Below are 14,587 nucleotides of genomic sequence, written 5' to 3'. Positions count from 1 at the left end.
TGATCAGACTTCGTCGCCGCGCGACACCGACGGCTTGGGCGCACGCATCTTCCGGAGCTGCATGGCTCGGGTGAACGCGTACCAACCGAGCTTGAAGCCGCCGTCCTGTGAATCGGGATAGCGTTCGGCGACACGGCGGTTCACGAGACGACCGAGGATGACGCCGTCGACGGCCATCAGGACGACGAAGGCGACGAGGATCAGGTTGGTGAGCGCGGCCGCCCGCGGCACCATGAACATCAGCACGATCAGCACGATCGCGAACGGCATGAACAGCCCGGCGAAATTGCGGCGCGCGTCGACGAGGTCGCGGGTGTAACGGCGGACCGGGCCCTTGTCGCGAGGCATGAGGTAGGCCTCGTCGCCCTCCATCATCCGCTCACGCTGCTCGAGGCGCTTGGCGCGCCGCTCCGCGGAGAGCTGCTTCTTCTCTTCCTTGGAAAGAGTGTTCTTCAGTTCCTTCTTGCGTGCGCGCGCTTCGGACCGGGTGGTCGGCGGCGGCGCGACGGGACCACGGCGACGGTTCTCGGCCTCACGACGCTTGGGCGTCGGACGGCCCTTGCCGGGGGTGGTCTTGCTGCCCTTGGCCGGCGCGGAGTCCTCGGTGGCCGCGTCGTCGGCGGCGTACGTGGTCACCGAGCTCTCGCCGGAATCCTCCGACGTTTCGTCCTTCTTCCATGGCAGCTTCACGCCTACGAGCGTAGGTGATCGTGATTGCGGTCGAAACGCGTGGTCGTCGCTTTTCGGTGGACCCTTGCGGTCGCCCAAATCGGTCACGCTGCCGGGTGGCCACCGCGTCCCTATACTTCGTGCCCATGACCCGGGACGGAAGTCGGCGTTTGCACGTTCTGATCGCGCCGGATTCCTTCGGCGACACGATGTCGGCCGTGGTGGCCGCGACCGCGATCGCCCGCGGATGGGCGGCCGCCCGACCCGGCGACACCCTCGTCCTCGCCCCGCAGTCCGACGGCGGACCCGGCTTCGTCGACGTCCTGGCCGCGCGGTTCGGCACTCTCGTCACCGCGGACGTGCACGGTCCGCTCGGCGCGGGTGTCACCGCGCGCTGGCTCTTCGACGACGCCTCGTCGACGGCCTACGTCGAATGTGCGCAGGCGTGTGGTCTCCATCAGCTGGGCGGACGGCCGACCCCGCGGACCGCGGTCGCGGCCACCACGCACGGTGTCGGTGAGCTCGTGGCGGCGGCTCTGGCACGCGGGGTCCGGCGGCTCGTCGTCGGGCTCGGCGGCAGCTCGACGACAGATGGCGGTGCGGGACTCGTCGACGCCCTGGGCGGGCCGGAGCGGGCGCGAGAGAGGCTGGCCGGCATCGAGATCGTCGTGGCGTCGGACGTGGAGAACCCGCTGCTCGGCCCGCTCGGTGCCGCGACGGTGTTCGGGCCGCAGAAGGGTGCCGACCCCGACACCGTCGAACTGCTCGAGGAGCGCCTCACCGAATGGTCGGCGACCCTGAACGGGCTCGCGTGCCGGGACATCACCGCCGACGCCGGTGCCGGCGCCGCCGGTGGGCTCGGCGCCGCGCTGCTCGCCCTCGGTGGCCGTCGCGTGTCCGGGGCGACGGTCGTCGCGGAGGCAACCGACCTGACGGCCGACGTCGCGGCCGCCGACCTCGTCATCACCGGCGAGGGGAAGTTCGACTCCCAGACACTCCGCGGAAAAGTGGTCTCGGCCCTGCACCATGAGGCGTCGACCGCGGGCGCATCCGGTGCCGGCGCGCCGACCCTGGTCCTCGCCGGACAGGTCGCGCTGTCGGCGGCTGAGATCGAGGAGGCCGGCATCGCGGAAGCGCATGCCATCGTCGACGTGGCCGGGTCGGTCGAGGTCGCCATGAGCGACGCCGAGAACCAACTCGTGAAGCTCGCGGAGACGGTCGCCGGCTCCTACCCCGCGCACTGGGGGAAACGCACGTCCGAGTAGGCGGGAATACAGCGCGAAGGAGTACGGTTGTACGCACGGGCACAACCGGTCGACCTCCCGGCGAGCGGGGTGTTTCCCGATCATGCGCGGGCAGCAGGTCTCGCGACGCGATCGGGCCACGTCACACCGGGACCACACCACTACAGGAGCATCAATGACCGTGCAGAACGAAACGGGCACTGCCACCGGCGTCATCCTGAGCGACGCAGCAGCCAGCAAGGCCAAGGCACTGCTCGACCAGGAAGGTCGCGACGACCTCGCGTTGCGCATCGCCGTGCAGCCGGGTGGATGCGCTGGTCTGCGCTACCAGCTCTTCTTCGACGACCGCACCCTCGACGGCGACATCACCTCGGACTTCGGCGGCGTCACGCTGGCCGTGGACCGGATGAGCGCTCCCTACGTCCAGGGCGCCACGATCGACTTCGTCGACACCATCGAGAAGCAGGGTTTCACCATCGACAACCCGAACGCGACCGGCAGCTGCGCCTGCGGTGACTCGTTCAACTGAGTCGAACACGTCTTCCGGCACCGGCCGTATCCCTTTTCGGGATGCGGCCGGTGTCGTATGTCGGGGCAGTGGGTAGCGTGGACAGCTGTCCGACCAAACAACTGAAGGGCTGAGAGCGCCAGTGGCAATCGTTGTATGCGGCTCCATCGCAACCGACCATCTGATGAAGTTCCCCGGCAAGTTCTCCGAGCAGCTGCTCGGCGACCACCTCGAACACATCTCTCTCAGCTTCCTGGTGGAGGACCTCGTCGTCCGCCGCGGCGGCGTCGGGGGCAACATCTGCTACGCCATGGGACAGCTCGGCGGCAACCCGGTGCTCGTCGGGGCGGTCGGCTCGGACTTCCACGACTACCGCAAGTGGCTCGAGTCCAACGGCGTCGACTGCCGGGGAGTACGGGTCTCCGAGACCCATCACACCGCCCGCTTCATGTGCACGACCGACGAGACGATGGCGCAGCTCGCCACCTTCTACGCGGGCGCCATGAGCGAGAGCCGCGACATCTCGCTCGCCGACGTCATCGCCGAGACCGGTACGCCGGAACTCGTGCTGATCGGCGCCGACGACCCGGCCGGCATGCTCAGCCACACCGAGGCCTGCCGCGCCGCGGGAATCCCGTTCGCCGCCGACCCGAGCCAGCAGCTCGCCCGTCTCGACGGCGAGCAGGTCCGCACGCTGATCGACGGCGCCGCCTACCTGTTCACCAACGAGTACGAGTGGGGCCTGCTGCGCCAGAAGACCGGCCTGTCCGAGACGCAGGTCGCGGAGATGGTCGGCGTGCGCGTCACGACCCTCGGCAAGGACGGCGTCGAGATCGTCGAGCGCGACGGGACCCGTCTCCATGTCCCGGTCGTCCCGGAGACCGAGAAGGTCGACCCGACCGGCGTCGGCGACGGCTTCCGGGCCGGCTTCCTGTCGGCGCTCTCCAAGGGGCTCGGTTTCGAACGCGCCGCGCAGGTCGGTTCGATGGTCGCCGTCCTCGTCCTCGAGACCGTGTCGACGCAGGACTGGACCTGGGACGTCGAGTCGGCACTCGCACGCATCGAGGGTGCGTACGGCGCCGATGCCGCCGCGGAGATCAAAGCGGCTTTCTGACAACGTCTTTCGCTGACGGGTGGTGCGGGCAATGGCCTGCGCCACCCGTTTTCGCTCAGCAGTGGTCGGTGACCGGTCTGACATTGCCGTCGCGATCGGTGATGTGACAACGTGGAGGCAGAGTCCGCTCTCCTGGACTCCCGGACGAGGGGTGCTGTACCCGGTGTGCGACAAGACGGCCCGCGGGAGGCTGTCATGTCGTGGTTGATACTCGTGCTGTCCGGTGTTCTCGAGGCGGTGTGGGCCACCGCGCTCGGCAAGTCCGACGGTTTCACCAAGGTGGCGCCGTCCGTGGTCTTCTTCGTGGCCCTCGCCGCCAGCATGGGCGGTCTGGCCTTCGCGATGCGTGACCTCCCGGTGGGCACTGCCTATGCCGTCTGGGTCGGTATCGGTGCGGTGCTGACCGTCGTCTTCGCGATGGTCACCGGGGAGCAGCCGGTGTCGCTGGTCCAGGCGTTGTGCCTGGTGATGATCGTCGGCGGTGTCATCGGCCTCAAACTGGCCCACTGAGCGCGCGCCTGACCACTGAAAACCGCCCCTGGCAAGCGCCCTTCAGAGGCTCGCCGACGACAATGTGTCGTCGGTTCGCCTGGTGAGGGTCGTTTCCAGGGGCGGTTTTCGGGCCGGGCAGCGACAGGGGCTAGATGTACTGACCCGGGACGTTAGGTACGGGGTTCGGCGAGTCGGCGTGACATAGGGAAGACCTCCGAGTGAGGTGTGGAGCTGTCTAAGAACCGCTCCTCAACCCGGAGGTCTTCATGTCTCACCGTAATTCACCGTTGTCCCCGACTGGCCGGCTGCGTCTGGCTCGGTGTGTTGTCGAGGATGGGTGGCCGCTGCGGCGTGCCGCGGACCGTTTCAATGTCTCGGTGACCACGGCCAAACGGTGGGCCGACCGCTACCGCGACCACGGGCCCGCAGGGATGGTTGACCGCTCAAGCCGGCCCCGCTCATGCCCGCATCGCACCACCCGTCGCCGGGAACGCCGGGTGGTGGGGTTACGCGTGTCGCGCCGTTGGGGACCAGCTCGGATCGGGTTCCACCTGGGGTTGAACGTGTCCACAGTCCACCGCATCCTCACCCGGTACCAGTGTGTGCGGTTGTCGTGGACCGACCCGGCCACCGGAGCACCGGTGCGTGCACGACGACGTGAGGTTCGCCGGTATGAACGCGAAGCTGCCGGGGACTTGATCCACGTCGACATCAAGAAGCTGGGCAGGATCCCCGACGGTGGTGGGCACCGCGTGCACGGCCGCGCCCGAGGCGGCCGCAATTCCAGTGCCCATCGCGATCCGTCCCGGCCCCGCACCGTGCATGGCCGCCCCAACCTGGGATACGCCTACCTGCACCACGCCGTCGATGATCACTCCCGATACGCCTATTCGGAGATCCTCGCTGATGAGAAGAAGGAAACCGCGACCGCGTTCATGACGCGTGCCGTGGCCCACTTTGCCTCGATCGGCGTCACGACCACACGGGTGATGACCGACAACGGGTCCTGTTACCGGTCCAGAATGTTCCGGAAACGATTGGCCGACAACGGGATCAAACACAAATGGACACGACCGTACCGGCCGCAAACCAACGGCAAGGTGGAACGATTCAACCGCACACTGCAAGAGGAATGGGCCTACGCCCGCCCCTACAACAGCGAGACCGAACGCGTGGCCGCCTTCGACGAGTTCCTGCGCATCTACAATCACGAACGCGGCCACACCGCACTCAGAGGCGACTCACCCGCCGACCGCGTACCCAACCTGGCGGGTCAGTACAGCTAGAGGCGGACCGGGTAGGTGTGGTCGACGATCTCCGGCACGATCGAGCCCTCGACGAAGATGCCGTGCCAGATCATGAAGATCAGCACCGTCCAGAGGCGACGGCTGTTGTCCACCACGCCTTCCCGGTGCTCGTTCAGCATCGCGATCACGGCGTTCTTGTCGAAGATGTGGTCGGTCTGGCTCTCGGTGATCGTGTCGTGCGCCCAGTCGTACATCTCGGTGCCGGCCAGCCAGTGGCGGATCGGGACCGGGAAGCCGAGCTTCTTGCGGTGCAGGACATGCGCCGGGACGATCTGCTCGAGCGCCTTGCGCAGCGCGTACTTGGTGGTGCCGTGCGAGATCTTCTCGTCGTGCGGCAGCTGCTCGGCGATCGCGAAGACCTCCGGGTCGAGGAACGGCACGCGCAGCTCGAGCGAGTTGGCCATCGTGATCTTGTCGGCCTTCACCAGGATGTCGCCGCGCAGCCACGTGAACAGATCGAGATGCTGCATGCGGGCCACCGGATCCCAGCCCTCGCTCATCGCGTAGATCGGCGCGGTGACGTCGGTGTGGGTCCACTCCGGGCGATAGTCGCGCAGTACCGCACGCAGCCTGGCGTCGTCGAAGCTGCGGGCGTTGCCGTAGTAGCGCTCCTCGAGCGTGAGCGAGCCGCGGTGCAGCAGGCTCTTGCCGCGAGTGCCCTCCGGGATGCGGTCGGACAGTTTGCCGGCCGCCCGACGCAGCGGGCGGGGGAGACGGTCGAAGGCCGCGAGCGACAGCGGTTCCTTGTAGATGGTGTAACCACCGAAGAGTTCGTCGGCGCCTTCCCCGGACAGCACGACCTTGACGTGCTTGCGTGCCTCGGCGGCGACGAAGTAGAGGGGGACGAGGGCCGGGTCGGCGACCGGGTCGTCGAGATACCAGACGATCGACGGCAACGCCTCGATGAACTCCGACGGTCCGACGACCTTGACGACGTGCTTCGCGCCGATCGCCTCGGCCGACTCGGCGGCCACATCGACCTCCGAATACCCCTCGCGCTCGAACCCGGTGGTGAAGGTGATCAGGTCGGGGTTGTGGCGGATCGCCAGCGCGGCGATGGCCGTCGAGTCGATGCCGCCGGACAGGAACGAGCCGACGGTGACGTCGGCACGCATGTGCTTGGCGACCGAGTCCGCGAGAACGTCGGCGATCTCGTCATAGCGTTTCTGGCGCGTGGCGTCGGTGACGGGACGCACCCCGAACTGCGGCGTGAAGTAGCGGCGGACCGAGAGCGGACTGCCAGGGGAGGCGGTGGCGTGGCAGCCCGACTCGAGCCGGCGGATCGAGGCGTGGATGGTCTCGGGCTCCGGGACGTACTGCAACACCGTGTAGTGCTCGACCGCCCGCGGGTCCAGGTCCTTGGACAGGCCGACGCGCTCGATCAGGTCGAGGAGGGACTTCTTCTCGCTGCCGAAGATCAGGCCACCGGGCCCAGATGCCACGAACAGCGGCTTGATGCCGAACGGGTCACGGGCCAGGAACAGCGACCGGTTCTCGGTGTCCCAGATGGCGAAGGCGAACATGCCGCGGAGGCGGCGCACCGCGTCGGGGCCCCAGTGGTGGAACGCGGCGACGATGGCCTCCCCGTCCCCCTCGGTACGGAAGGTCGCACCCTCGTCCTCGGCCAGCTCGGCGCGGATCTCCAGGTAGTTGTAGATCTCGCCGTTGAAGACCAGTGCGTAGCGGTCGGGGTTCTCCGGCGGGCCCCAGCGGAGCGGCTGGTGAGAGTGCTCGATGTCGATGATGGAGAGTCGGTTGAAGCCGAAGACGATGTTCTCGTCGTGCCAGGTGCCGGGCTCGTCGGGACCACGATGCCGCATGCAGTGCGAGGCCACCGCCACCGCGTCGACGACCTCGGCGGCCGTCCGGTCGGATGTCAGAAGGCCGAGCAGACCACACACGTTGGCTTCTCCCCAATCTCGTCGCGAGCACAGGTCCCGACGGGCGTCGGGTCGGGTCCGAGTATGCCTGAGCCACCAGCGGGATTCCGACCTGGAGTGCTCGGACACGGCCGGATCAAACCCCGATCACGAAAGCTTCGCCGGGTTGGTCTACGCTGCGTAGTACTAGGTGCAAGACTTCGTTGTGTGTCCACGGCGGGTACTTGCCCTGTGCAGGTCATGTGGCATGCACTCACTGCGGCGCAAGGGCGCCGGTGAGCGAGCAGGAAGGCGTGAAATTGGCACACGGTGGACGGCCCCGAGCGCGGCGTGTCTCATCCGCGTCGCAGACGATGAAGCGACTGGGAATCGTCGTCGCTCTCGGACTCGGCGCGCTGCTGATGTCGGGATGCGACGCCAATGAGGCGATGCGTTTCGGTTGGCCCGAGGGCGTCACGCCCGAGGGTAAGAAGATGGTCGATCTCTGGACCTGGTCCGTCATCGCCGCACTCGTCATGGGCATTCTGGTCTGGGCACTGATCTTCTGGACGATCACGTTCCACCGCGCGAACGACGCCAAGAAGGGCGTGTTCCCGCGTCAGACCGCGTACAACGTTCCGTTGGAGCTCACCTACACGGCGATCCCGTTCGTCATCATCGCGGTGCTGTTCTACTTCACCGTGATCGTGCAGAACGACGTCGAGCGTAAGAACGACGACTCCAAGGTCGTGGTGGATGTCACCGCCTTCCAGTGGAACTGGAAGTTCGGCTACAACAAGGTCGTCTTCAGCGACGGTTCGACCTACGACGGCTTCGAGGCCGACGGCAACCCGTTCGAACTGCAGCAGCAGAAGGGCGGCGAGGTCGAGCCCGAGCCGGCTGTCGAGGGTGAGCACGGCGGCGAGCTGCCCGGTCCGGCCGGTGGGCGCGACGACGACATCCGCGATTACCTGCGGTTCGACAAGATCGAGACCGTCGGCTCGTCGAGCGAGATCCCGGTCCTGGTCCTGCCGACCGACAAGCGCATCGAGTTCAATCTCGCCTCGGGCGACGTCGTCCACTCGTTCTGGGTGCCGGAGTTCCTGTACAAGCGCGACGTGATGCCGTTCCCGAAGGAGAACTCGACCGACCCGATCTTCCAGATCGGCTCGCTCGACCGGACCGGAGCTTTCGTCGGCCGCTGTGCCGAGATGTGCGGCACCTACCACTCGATGATGAACTTCGAGGTCCGCGCGGTCTCACCGCAGGACTTCGACAGCTACATCCGATTCCGCCAGTCGAATCCGGAGGCCACCAACGCCGAGGCGCTCGCGTCGATCTGCCAGGCACCGGAAGCCGTCACCACGGTTCCGTTCGACACCCGTCGCAAGACCGACGGTTCGGTGGGTGCCACCGGCAACCCGGATGACCCGACCCTCGCCAACTGCACCAAGAAGGAGAGCTGACGATGAAGATCGAAGCACGCCTCTTCGAGATGTTGACAGCCTTCTTCGTGCTGACCGGCGTCGCGTACACGCTGTTCACCGCGTTCACCAGCAAGGGCATCGAGTGGGTCGGCGTCGTCGGCCTGTTCTTCGCCGGGGGTCTGACGCTGATCGCGGGCACGTTCTTCCGGTTCGTGTCGCGGCGCGTCGAGATCCGCCCCGAGGACTATGAGGATGCCGAGATCGAGGACGGCGCCGGCGAGCTGGGCTTCTTCAGCCCGCACTCGTGGTGGCCGATCCTGATCGCCCTGGGCGCCTCGACCTTCGCGGTCGGGTTCGCATCCGGCAACTTCTGGCTCGCGATCTTCGCCGTGGCGGTGATCCTGGGTACCGCGGCCGGACTCGTCTTCGAGTACCACGTCGGACCCGAGAAGCACTGAGCCTTCGGTAGAACCGACAACAGACGACGCCCCACCCATGCGGTGGGGCGTCGTCTTTTCTTGTCTCGTGTCCGGGCGAGCCCTTCAGATCCGCCTGGAGCGAACCGGGCCGTACACCTTCAGCCGGCGGTAGTCGGCGCGGAAGTGCGCGGTCGAGTAGCTCTCCTCGACCTCGCCGTCGTGGGAGACCGCCACCGGACCGTCGACGGCCGTGAACCGGAACTCGGGTACCTGCATCTCGTGGTACAGCCGGGACCGTTCCAGGCGGCCGGCGGCGAGAGATCCCAGCAGCCGCAGGGTTGCCCAGCGATGTCCCATCTCGAGTATCCGGACATCGAGGAGCCCGTCGTCGAGCCGTAGGCGTCGTGTGGGCAGGAATCCTGTGGGTTGATAGATCGAGTTCCCGAGGAGGAACAGGGAGACGTCGAGCACCTGGCCGTCGACCTCGATCCGTACGTTGGCGTCCTCGCGGAGCACCCGGATGATCGCGGTGGCGGTGGCGAGTGGACGGCTGATGCGCCGCCGCAGGCGTTCCCGGATGCGGACGAAATGCGGATAGGCGCCGATGCTGGCGGTGTTCAGGATCAGTCGAGAATCGTTGAGCCACACCGCGTCGACCTTGGACACCGACCCGGAGGCAATGGCGTGGACGGTGTCCTGGACTGTCCCGCAACCGATGTCACGCGCGAAGTGATTGAAGGTGCCCGCCGGGAACACCGCGAGCGGCAGTTCCGCGTCGACCGCCGCGCCTGCGGCGCACGCCACCGTGCCGTCCCCGCCCGCGACGCCGATGATCGACGCGCGCGTCGCGACATCGGCGAACACCGCGGCGACATCGTCCTTGTCGTCGAGTTCGACGATCTCGGCGGCGGGGAGCGCCGTCTGGATGTCCTTAAGCACACGACGTCCGCGCCCGTCCGAGGAAGCCGGGTTCACCACCACGACGAGACCGGCACCGTCGGGTCGAGGTTCGGCCTCGACGAGTGTCGGATCGGCGAGCGACAGGGATGGCCGGGCGATCGGCGGCACGACACGGGTGCCCAGTGTCGCGACGGCGGCCCCGATGCTCAGCCCGGCGACCACGTCGCCGGGGTAGTGGGCGCCGGTGGCGACCCGGGAGAGTCCGACGAGGGCGGCCAGCCCGGACAGCACGAGGCCCGCGGGTGGGTTCTCGACGGCGACACCGATCGCGAAGGCCGCAGCGCTCGCGGAGTGTCCGGAGGGCAGGGAGTTCGACGTCGGCTGTCTGCGGGCGCGTCGAGGGTCGGGGATGAGTCCCGGATGCGGACGTGGTCGGCGTCGAATTCGCTTGGCGGCCTGGTTGGTCACGAGACTGGTAACGGCCAGCGAGGCGATACCTCGGGCCGCTCCGCGCTGAAGTGACGGCCGGCCGGAGACGGCCAATCCGGCGGCGATCGCCATCCACAGCTTCGAGTGATCAGCCGCGTGGGTCAGCACCGGCATCGTGGAGTCGAGCAGCGGACTCGGCGAGCGGGCGATCGTGTCATAGATCTCGGCGTCCAGAGTGCCCATCCCACGGGTGATCTGGGACAGGCCGGAACCACGATGACGTAACCGGCGCATGGTGTCCACCGTGCCATATCCGGGGGGCGGCCGTCGGAGCGAGGCCAGAAGGCCCGGTGGGGGAGGGGAGAGGGGGGTTTCGACAAGCTCAACCGGCGAAGGAACGCTCAACCGGCGAAGGAACGCTCAACCGGCGAAGGAACGCGCAACCGGCGCAGGAACGCTCAACGGGCGAAGGAACGCTCATCCCGTCGAGCGGCTCATTCGGCGGGCAACACCACAAAGCGGGCCGTCATGCACCGGATGGTGCGTGACGGCCCGCTTTGTTGCGTCGGAAGCTACTCGACGAAGGGATTGCCACCCTTGGCCTGGAGTTCGCGGAGAGCCTTGCGTTCGGCGGCCTCGAGTTCGTGCTCGAGTTCGACGTTGCGCAGCTGCTCCTCGACCGGGTCGGCGGTCAGGATCGAACCCGTACCCGGTGCGCCGGCGGAACCGAGCTTGTTCATCCGCTTCGGCAGTGCAGCGCCCTGGTAGGGGAGCGGGATCGGGTGACCGTGGTCGTCGACCGGTCCGAGTGGCTGGTGCAGCTCGATGTACTCGCCCTGCGGCAGACGCTTGATGATGCCGGTCTCGATGCCGTGAGCAAGGACCTCACGGTCGCTGCGCTGCAACGAGATCGCCCAGCGATAGGCGATGAAGTACACCAGCGGCGGCAGGATGATCAGACCGATCCGGCCGATCCATGTCGTCGCGTTGAGCGAGATGTGGAACTTGAACGCGATGATGTCGTTCATGCAGGCCAGCGTCAGCAGGATGTAGAACGAGAACGCCATCGCACCGATCGCGGTACGGACCGGGGTGTCACGCGGACGCTGCAGCAGGTTGTGGTGAGCGTCGTCTCCGGTGAGCTTCTTCTCGATCCACGGGTAGGCGAACATCACGCCGAACATGATGGTGATGATCAGGACGACCCAGTTGGACATCACGACGGTGTAGTTGCCCAGGTAGAGCTCCCACGCGGGGAACAGACGTATCAGACCGTCGGTCCACATCATGTAGATGTCCGGCTGCGAACCTGCCGACACCTGCGCCGGGTTGTACGGGCCGATATTCCAGACCGGGTTGATCTGGAAGATGCCCGCCATGACGGCCAGCACACCGGTGACGAAGGCGAACATCGCGCCGGCCTTGGCGGCGAACACCGGCATGATCCGGACACCGACGACGTTCTTCTCGGTGCGGCCGGGGCCGGGGAACTGGGTGTGCTTCTGGTACCAGACGAGCGCCAGGTGAGCACCGATCAGGGCCAGGATGATGCCCGGGAACAGCAGGATGTGCAGTACGTACAGGCGCGGGATGATGATGTCGCCGGGGAAGTCCCCACCGAACAGCGCCCAGTGGATCCAGGTGCCCACGACCGGGATGCCGAGGACGATGCCACTCATGGCGGCGCGGACGCCGGTGCCCGAGAGCAGGTCGTCGGGCAGCGAGTAGCCGAAGAAGCCCTCGAACATCGCCAGTACCAGCAACAGGGAGCCGATGATCCAGTTGGCCTCACGCGGACGACGGAACGCACCGGTGAAGAAGATGCGCGCCATGTGGATGATGATCGACGCCGCGAACAGCAGAGCTGCCCAGTGATGGATCTGGCGGACGAACAGGCCGCCGCGAACCTCGAAGGAGAGGTCCAGCGTGGTTTCGTACGCCTTGGTCATCATGACGCCGTTGAGCGGCTGGTACGCGCCGTCGTAGACGACGTGCGTCATCGACGGATCGAAGAACAGCGAGAGGTAGACGCCCGAGATCAGCAGGATGATGAAGCTGTAGAGCGCGATCTCACCCAGCATGAACGACCAGTGGGTGGGGAACACCTTGTTGATCTGGCGACGCATACCCGCGGCGAGGTGATACCGCGAGTCCATTTCTTCGGCTTGTGCGCCGAGGCGGTCGGCGATGGTCATGACTTACGCTCCCAGAATGCCGGTCCGACGGGCTCGATGAAGTCGCCTGCCGCAACGAGGTAGCCCTCATTGTTCACCGTGATCGGCAGCTGCGCGAGGGCGCGGGCGGCCGGTCCGAAGATCGGCTTTGCGTACTCCAGCGCGTTGAACTGCGACTGATGGCAGGGACACAGGATGCGGTTGCTCCGCTGTTCGTACAGCGAGGCGGGGCAACCGAGGTGGCTGCAGACCTTGGTGTAGGCGAAGTAGTCACCGTAGTTGAAGCTCTCCTGGCCCTTGCGCTTGATGGCGCGGGCCGTGTCCTCGGGACGAAGACGGATGAGCATGACGGGGTTGCGGACCTCGTGGAGGCTCTCCATCAGCGCGTGACGGGAGTGCTCGGTCTCGCCGAACCCGTTGGAACGACGCCACGGGAAGACGGTCTCCATGCCGCCGGCGTCGAGATCCTCCGGACGGACCAGGGCGACCTGGTACGGGTTGCCCGTGTCGCGACGCAGGTAGACGGTCTCGTTGGGGTCTTCCTTGGAGTTGTAGATCGGCGACCAGCCCGAGTGCCACAGCGGGGCGTTCTCGCGCTCGGCCCACGGGTTCTTGATGAAGCCACCGAGGAAGGCCACGAGGCCGGTCAGCGCGAAGGCGCCCAGACCGAACCCGGCCGAACCGATGATCATCTTGCGACGACCCAGGGTCGAGGTGGTGCCGGTGTCCTGGAGGAGTCCGACGATCGTCTTCTTGTCGACCTCGGCCGAACCGCCGTCGTGGCGATCCTGCACGGAGATCTCCGACGGGATGAACTTCTTGGTGATCAGGATCATCGCGATGCCGATGGACAGCACCGAGAGTCCGAACGTCGCACCGAGGAGCGGCGTGTTGAAGGTGTACCACCAGTAGTTCGGATCGTCGGGGAGGGCGAATTCCCAATGGTTGAACAGGAAGATGCCCAGGCAGGCGAGTGCGGAGATACCTGCGATCGTGAACCAGACCGCGACCTGGCGCTCGGCGCGCTTCTCGACCCTGGTTCCCGCCTCGGTGTACCGCTCGGCCCGGTGGATGATCTCGACACCGTCGAGATTGGTGCCGAGTTTGACGAGCTCATCCGTGCTCATCTGCTCCAGTTCGTCCCGCGACGGGACGTCCTTGTCACTGCCGCTCATGCTCGAGATCCCATCCACATGGCGCCTGCGACGATGGCGATGACGCCGACAAACCACATCACCATGCCCTCACTGACCGGCCCGAAGCCGCCCAGTCCGAGTCCGCCGCTGGGCTTGGCCTCGGTCGCATACTTGACGTAGGCGATGATGTCTTTCTTTTCTTCCGGATCCAGCTGACGGTTCGAGAACTTGGGCATGTTCTGGGGACCGGTCAGCATCGCGGTGTAGATCTGTGCCTCACTGACGCCGTCGAGGTTCGGGGCGTACTTACCCGACGACAGGGCGCCGCCACGACCGGTGAAGTTGTGGCACGAGGCGCAGTTGAGGCGGAACAGCTCGCTGCCGCGTCCGATGCTGTCGCCACGGAGCGAACCCTGGGCGACCTCGCCGTTGGCGTCGCGGGGGACCTGCGGTCCGCCGCCCTCGGACTGGATGAAGGCGCCGAGCTGGTCGATCTGCTCGGTGGTGAACTTCGCGGGCTTGCGCTGTGCCTGTGCCTCACCACGTGCGGCCGGCATGCGGCCGGTCGACACCTGGAAGTACACGGCGGCATCGCCGACGCCGAGCAGGGCGGGACCACGCTCGGGCACACCCTGCAGGTTCGCGCCGTGGCAGGTGATGCACGAGGTCTCGTAGAGCTTGCGGCCGTCGTTGATCATCGCGGCGTTGCTCTCGTCGGCCACCGCGACCTGGGGGTCGGGGGTCAGAACCGAAGCCAGCACACCGGCCATGACCAGACCGGCCAGGAGCACGATGGTGCCGCTGGCGCGTCGACGGAGCTTGCGCCGTGCCTTGGCGCGGCGGGCGTCGGTGCCGCTATCCGACGGTCGCGGTGGAGATGAACTCATCTGTGACTCTCTACTAAGCGGG

13 protein-coding genes and 1 riboswitch are annotated in these 14,587 nt (G+C 66.7%); of the genes, 7 read left to right on the top strand and 6 right to left on the bottom strand.

Annotation, left to right across the window (positions count from 1 at the left end):
* Window positions 1-3: 3 nt before the first annotated feature.
* Window positions 4-690 carry a DUF3043 domain-containing protein gene (locus GAA2_RS15255; protein ID WP_006434948.1) on the bottom strand — a complete coding sequence of 229 codons (687 nt, stop codon included), beginning with the start codon at window positions 688-690 and terminating at the stop codon, window positions 4-6.
* 149 nt (window positions 691-839) lie between these two features.
* Between GAA2_RS15255 and GAA2_RS15250 the strand changes: the two genes are divergently transcribed.
* The 5 genes from GAA2_RS15250 (at window position 840) to GAA2_RS15230 (ending at window position 5,313) form a co-directional block, all read left to right on the top strand.
* Window positions 840-1,934, top strand: a complete 1,095-nt coding sequence (locus GAA2_RS15250) for a glycerate kinase (protein ID WP_006434949.1) — start codon at window positions 840-842, stop codon at window positions 1,932-1,934.
* Between the two features lie 154 nt (window positions 1,935-2,088).
* Window positions 2,089-2,442 carry a HesB/IscA family protein gene (locus GAA2_RS15245; RefSeq protein WP_006434950.1) on the top strand — a complete coding sequence of 118 codons (354 nt, stop codon included), beginning with the start codon at window positions 2,089-2,091 and terminating at the stop codon, window positions 2,440-2,442.
* Window positions 2,443-2,563: 121 nt separating this feature from the next.
* Window positions 2,564-3,535 (top strand): carbohydrate kinase family protein, encoded by a 972-nt coding sequence (locus tag GAA2_RS15240; RefSeq protein WP_006434951.1) that lies wholly within the window; start codon window positions 2,564-2,566, stop codon window positions 3,533-3,535.
* Between the two features lie 117 nt (window positions 3,536-3,652).
* Window positions 3,653-3,720: riboswitch (guanidine-III (ykkC-III) riboswitch) on the top strand.
* Window positions 3,721-3,730: 10 nt separating this feature from the next.
* The gene (locus GAA2_RS15235) at window positions 3,731-4,045 is read left to right on the top strand and encodes a DMT family transporter (RefSeq protein ID WP_006434952.1); all 315 of its coding nucleotides are present in this window, start codon (window positions 3,731-3,733) and stop codon (window positions 4,043-4,045) included.
* A gap of 248 nt (window positions 4,046-4,293) precedes the next feature.
* Window positions 4,294-5,313, top strand: a complete 1,020-nt coding sequence (locus GAA2_RS15230) for an IS481 family transposase (RefSeq protein WP_191834440.1) — start codon at window positions 4,294-4,296, stop codon at window positions 5,311-5,313.
* On the opposite strand, the gene asnB is transcribed toward GAA2_RS15230, so the two are convergent.
* On the bottom strand, window positions 5,310-7,235 hold the full coding sequence (gene asnB, locus GAA2_RS15225; protein ID WP_191834439.1) for an asparagine synthase (glutamine-hydrolyzing): 1,926 nt from the start codon (window positions 7,233-7,235) through the stop codon (window positions 5,310-5,312). The two genes, GAA2_RS15230 and asnB, sit on opposite strands and share 4 nt — an antisense overlap.
* Before the next feature lie 332 nt (window positions 7,236-7,567).
* Here asnB and GAA2_RS15220 point away from each other — a divergent pair, with 332 nt between their 5' ends.
* Together GAA2_RS15220 and GAA2_RS15215 are read left to right on the top strand one after the other, a co-directional pair.
* Window positions 7,568-8,659 carry a cytochrome c oxidase subunit II gene (locus tag GAA2_RS15220; RefSeq protein ID WP_024500416.1) on the top strand — a complete coding sequence of 364 codons (1,092 nt, stop codon included), beginning with the start codon at window positions 7,568-7,570 and terminating at the stop codon, window positions 8,657-8,659.
* Between the two features lie 2 nt (window positions 8,660-8,661).
* Window positions 8,662-9,078 (top strand): cytochrome c oxidase subunit 4, encoded by a 417-nt coding sequence (locus tag GAA2_RS15215; protein WP_024500415.1) that lies wholly within the window; start codon window positions 8,662-8,664, stop codon window positions 9,076-9,078.
* An 84-nt stretch (window positions 9,079-9,162) separates the two neighbouring features.
* Here GAA2_RS15215 and GAA2_RS15210 read toward each other — a convergent pair whose 3' ends face one another.
* From GAA2_RS15210 to GAA2_RS15195, 4 genes are all read right to left on the bottom strand, one after another.
* Window positions 9,163-10,662, bottom strand: a complete 1,500-nt coding sequence (locus GAA2_RS15210; protein WP_081712496.1) for a bifunctional phosphatase PAP2/diacylglycerol kinase family protein — start codon at window positions 10,660-10,662, stop codon at window positions 9,163-9,165.
* A gap of 278 nt (window positions 10,663-10,940) precedes the next feature.
* The gene (locus GAA2_RS15205) at window positions 10,941-12,563 is read right to left on the bottom strand and encodes a cytochrome b (protein WP_024500413.1); all 1,623 of its coding nucleotides are present in this window, start codon (window positions 12,561-12,563) and stop codon (window positions 10,941-10,943) included.
* On the bottom strand, window positions 12,560-13,717 hold the full coding sequence (locus GAA2_RS15200) for a ubiquinol-cytochrome c reductase iron-sulfur subunit (protein ID WP_024500412.1): 1,158 nt from the start codon (window positions 13,715-13,717) through the stop codon (window positions 12,560-12,562). The genes GAA2_RS15205 and GAA2_RS15200 overlap by 4 nt, the downstream gene beginning before the upstream one ends.
* Window positions 13,714-14,565 carry a cytochrome c gene (locus tag GAA2_RS15195; RefSeq protein WP_024500411.1) on the bottom strand — a complete coding sequence of 284 codons (852 nt, stop codon included), beginning with the start codon at window positions 14,563-14,565 and terminating at the stop codon, window positions 13,714-13,716. Before GAA2_RS15195 ends, GAA2_RS15200 begins: the two co-directional genes overlap by 4 nt.
* Window positions 14,566-14,587 lie beyond the last annotated feature (22 nt).

The sequence above is a fragment of the Gordonia ajococcus genome (assembly GCF_012974285.1).
Lineage (GTDB): Bacteria > Actinomycetota > Actinomycetes > Mycobacteriales > Mycobacteriaceae > Gordonia > Gordonia amicalis.
This window is presented reverse-complemented; position numbering and strand designations above follow the sequence as displayed.

Bases quoted from the DNA above. Each gene is read 5' to 3' on its own strand.
- GAA2_RS15235 (WP_006434952.1), top strand. From the start codon at position 3,731: ATGTCGTGGTTGATACTCGTGCTGTCCGGTGTTCTCGAGGCGGTGTGG.
- GAA2_RS15220 (WP_024500416.1), top strand. From the start codon at position 7,568: ATGAAGCGACTGGGAATCGTCGTCGCTCTCGGACTCGGCGCGCTGCTG.
- GAA2_RS15200 (WP_024500412.1), bottom strand. From the start codon at position 13,717: ATGAGCGGCAGTGACAAGGACGTCCCGTCGCGGGACGAACTGGAGCAG.
- GAA2_RS15215 (WP_024500415.1), top strand. From the start codon at position 8,662: ATGAAGATCGAAGCACGCCTCTTCGAGATGTTGACAGCCTTCTTCGTG.
- GAA2_RS15195 (WP_024500411.1), bottom strand. From the start codon at position 14,565: ATGAGTTCATCTCCACCGCGACCGTCGGATAGCGGCACCGACGCCCGC.
- GAA2_RS15205 (WP_024500413.1), bottom strand. From the start codon at position 12,563: ATGACCATCGCCGACCGCCTCGGCGCACAAGCCGAAGAAATGGACTCG.
- GAA2_RS15230 (WP_191834440.1), top strand. From the start codon at position 4,294: ATGTCTCACCGTAATTCACCGTTGTCCCCGACTGGCCGGCTGCGTCTG.
- GAA2_RS15245 (WP_006434950.1), top strand. From the start codon at position 2,089: ATGACCGTGCAGAACGAAACGGGCACTGCCACCGGCGTCATCCTGAGC.
- GAA2_RS15210 (WP_081712496.1), bottom strand. From the start codon at position 10,662: ATGCGCCGGTTACGTCATCGTGGTTCCGGCCTGTCCCAGATCACCCGT.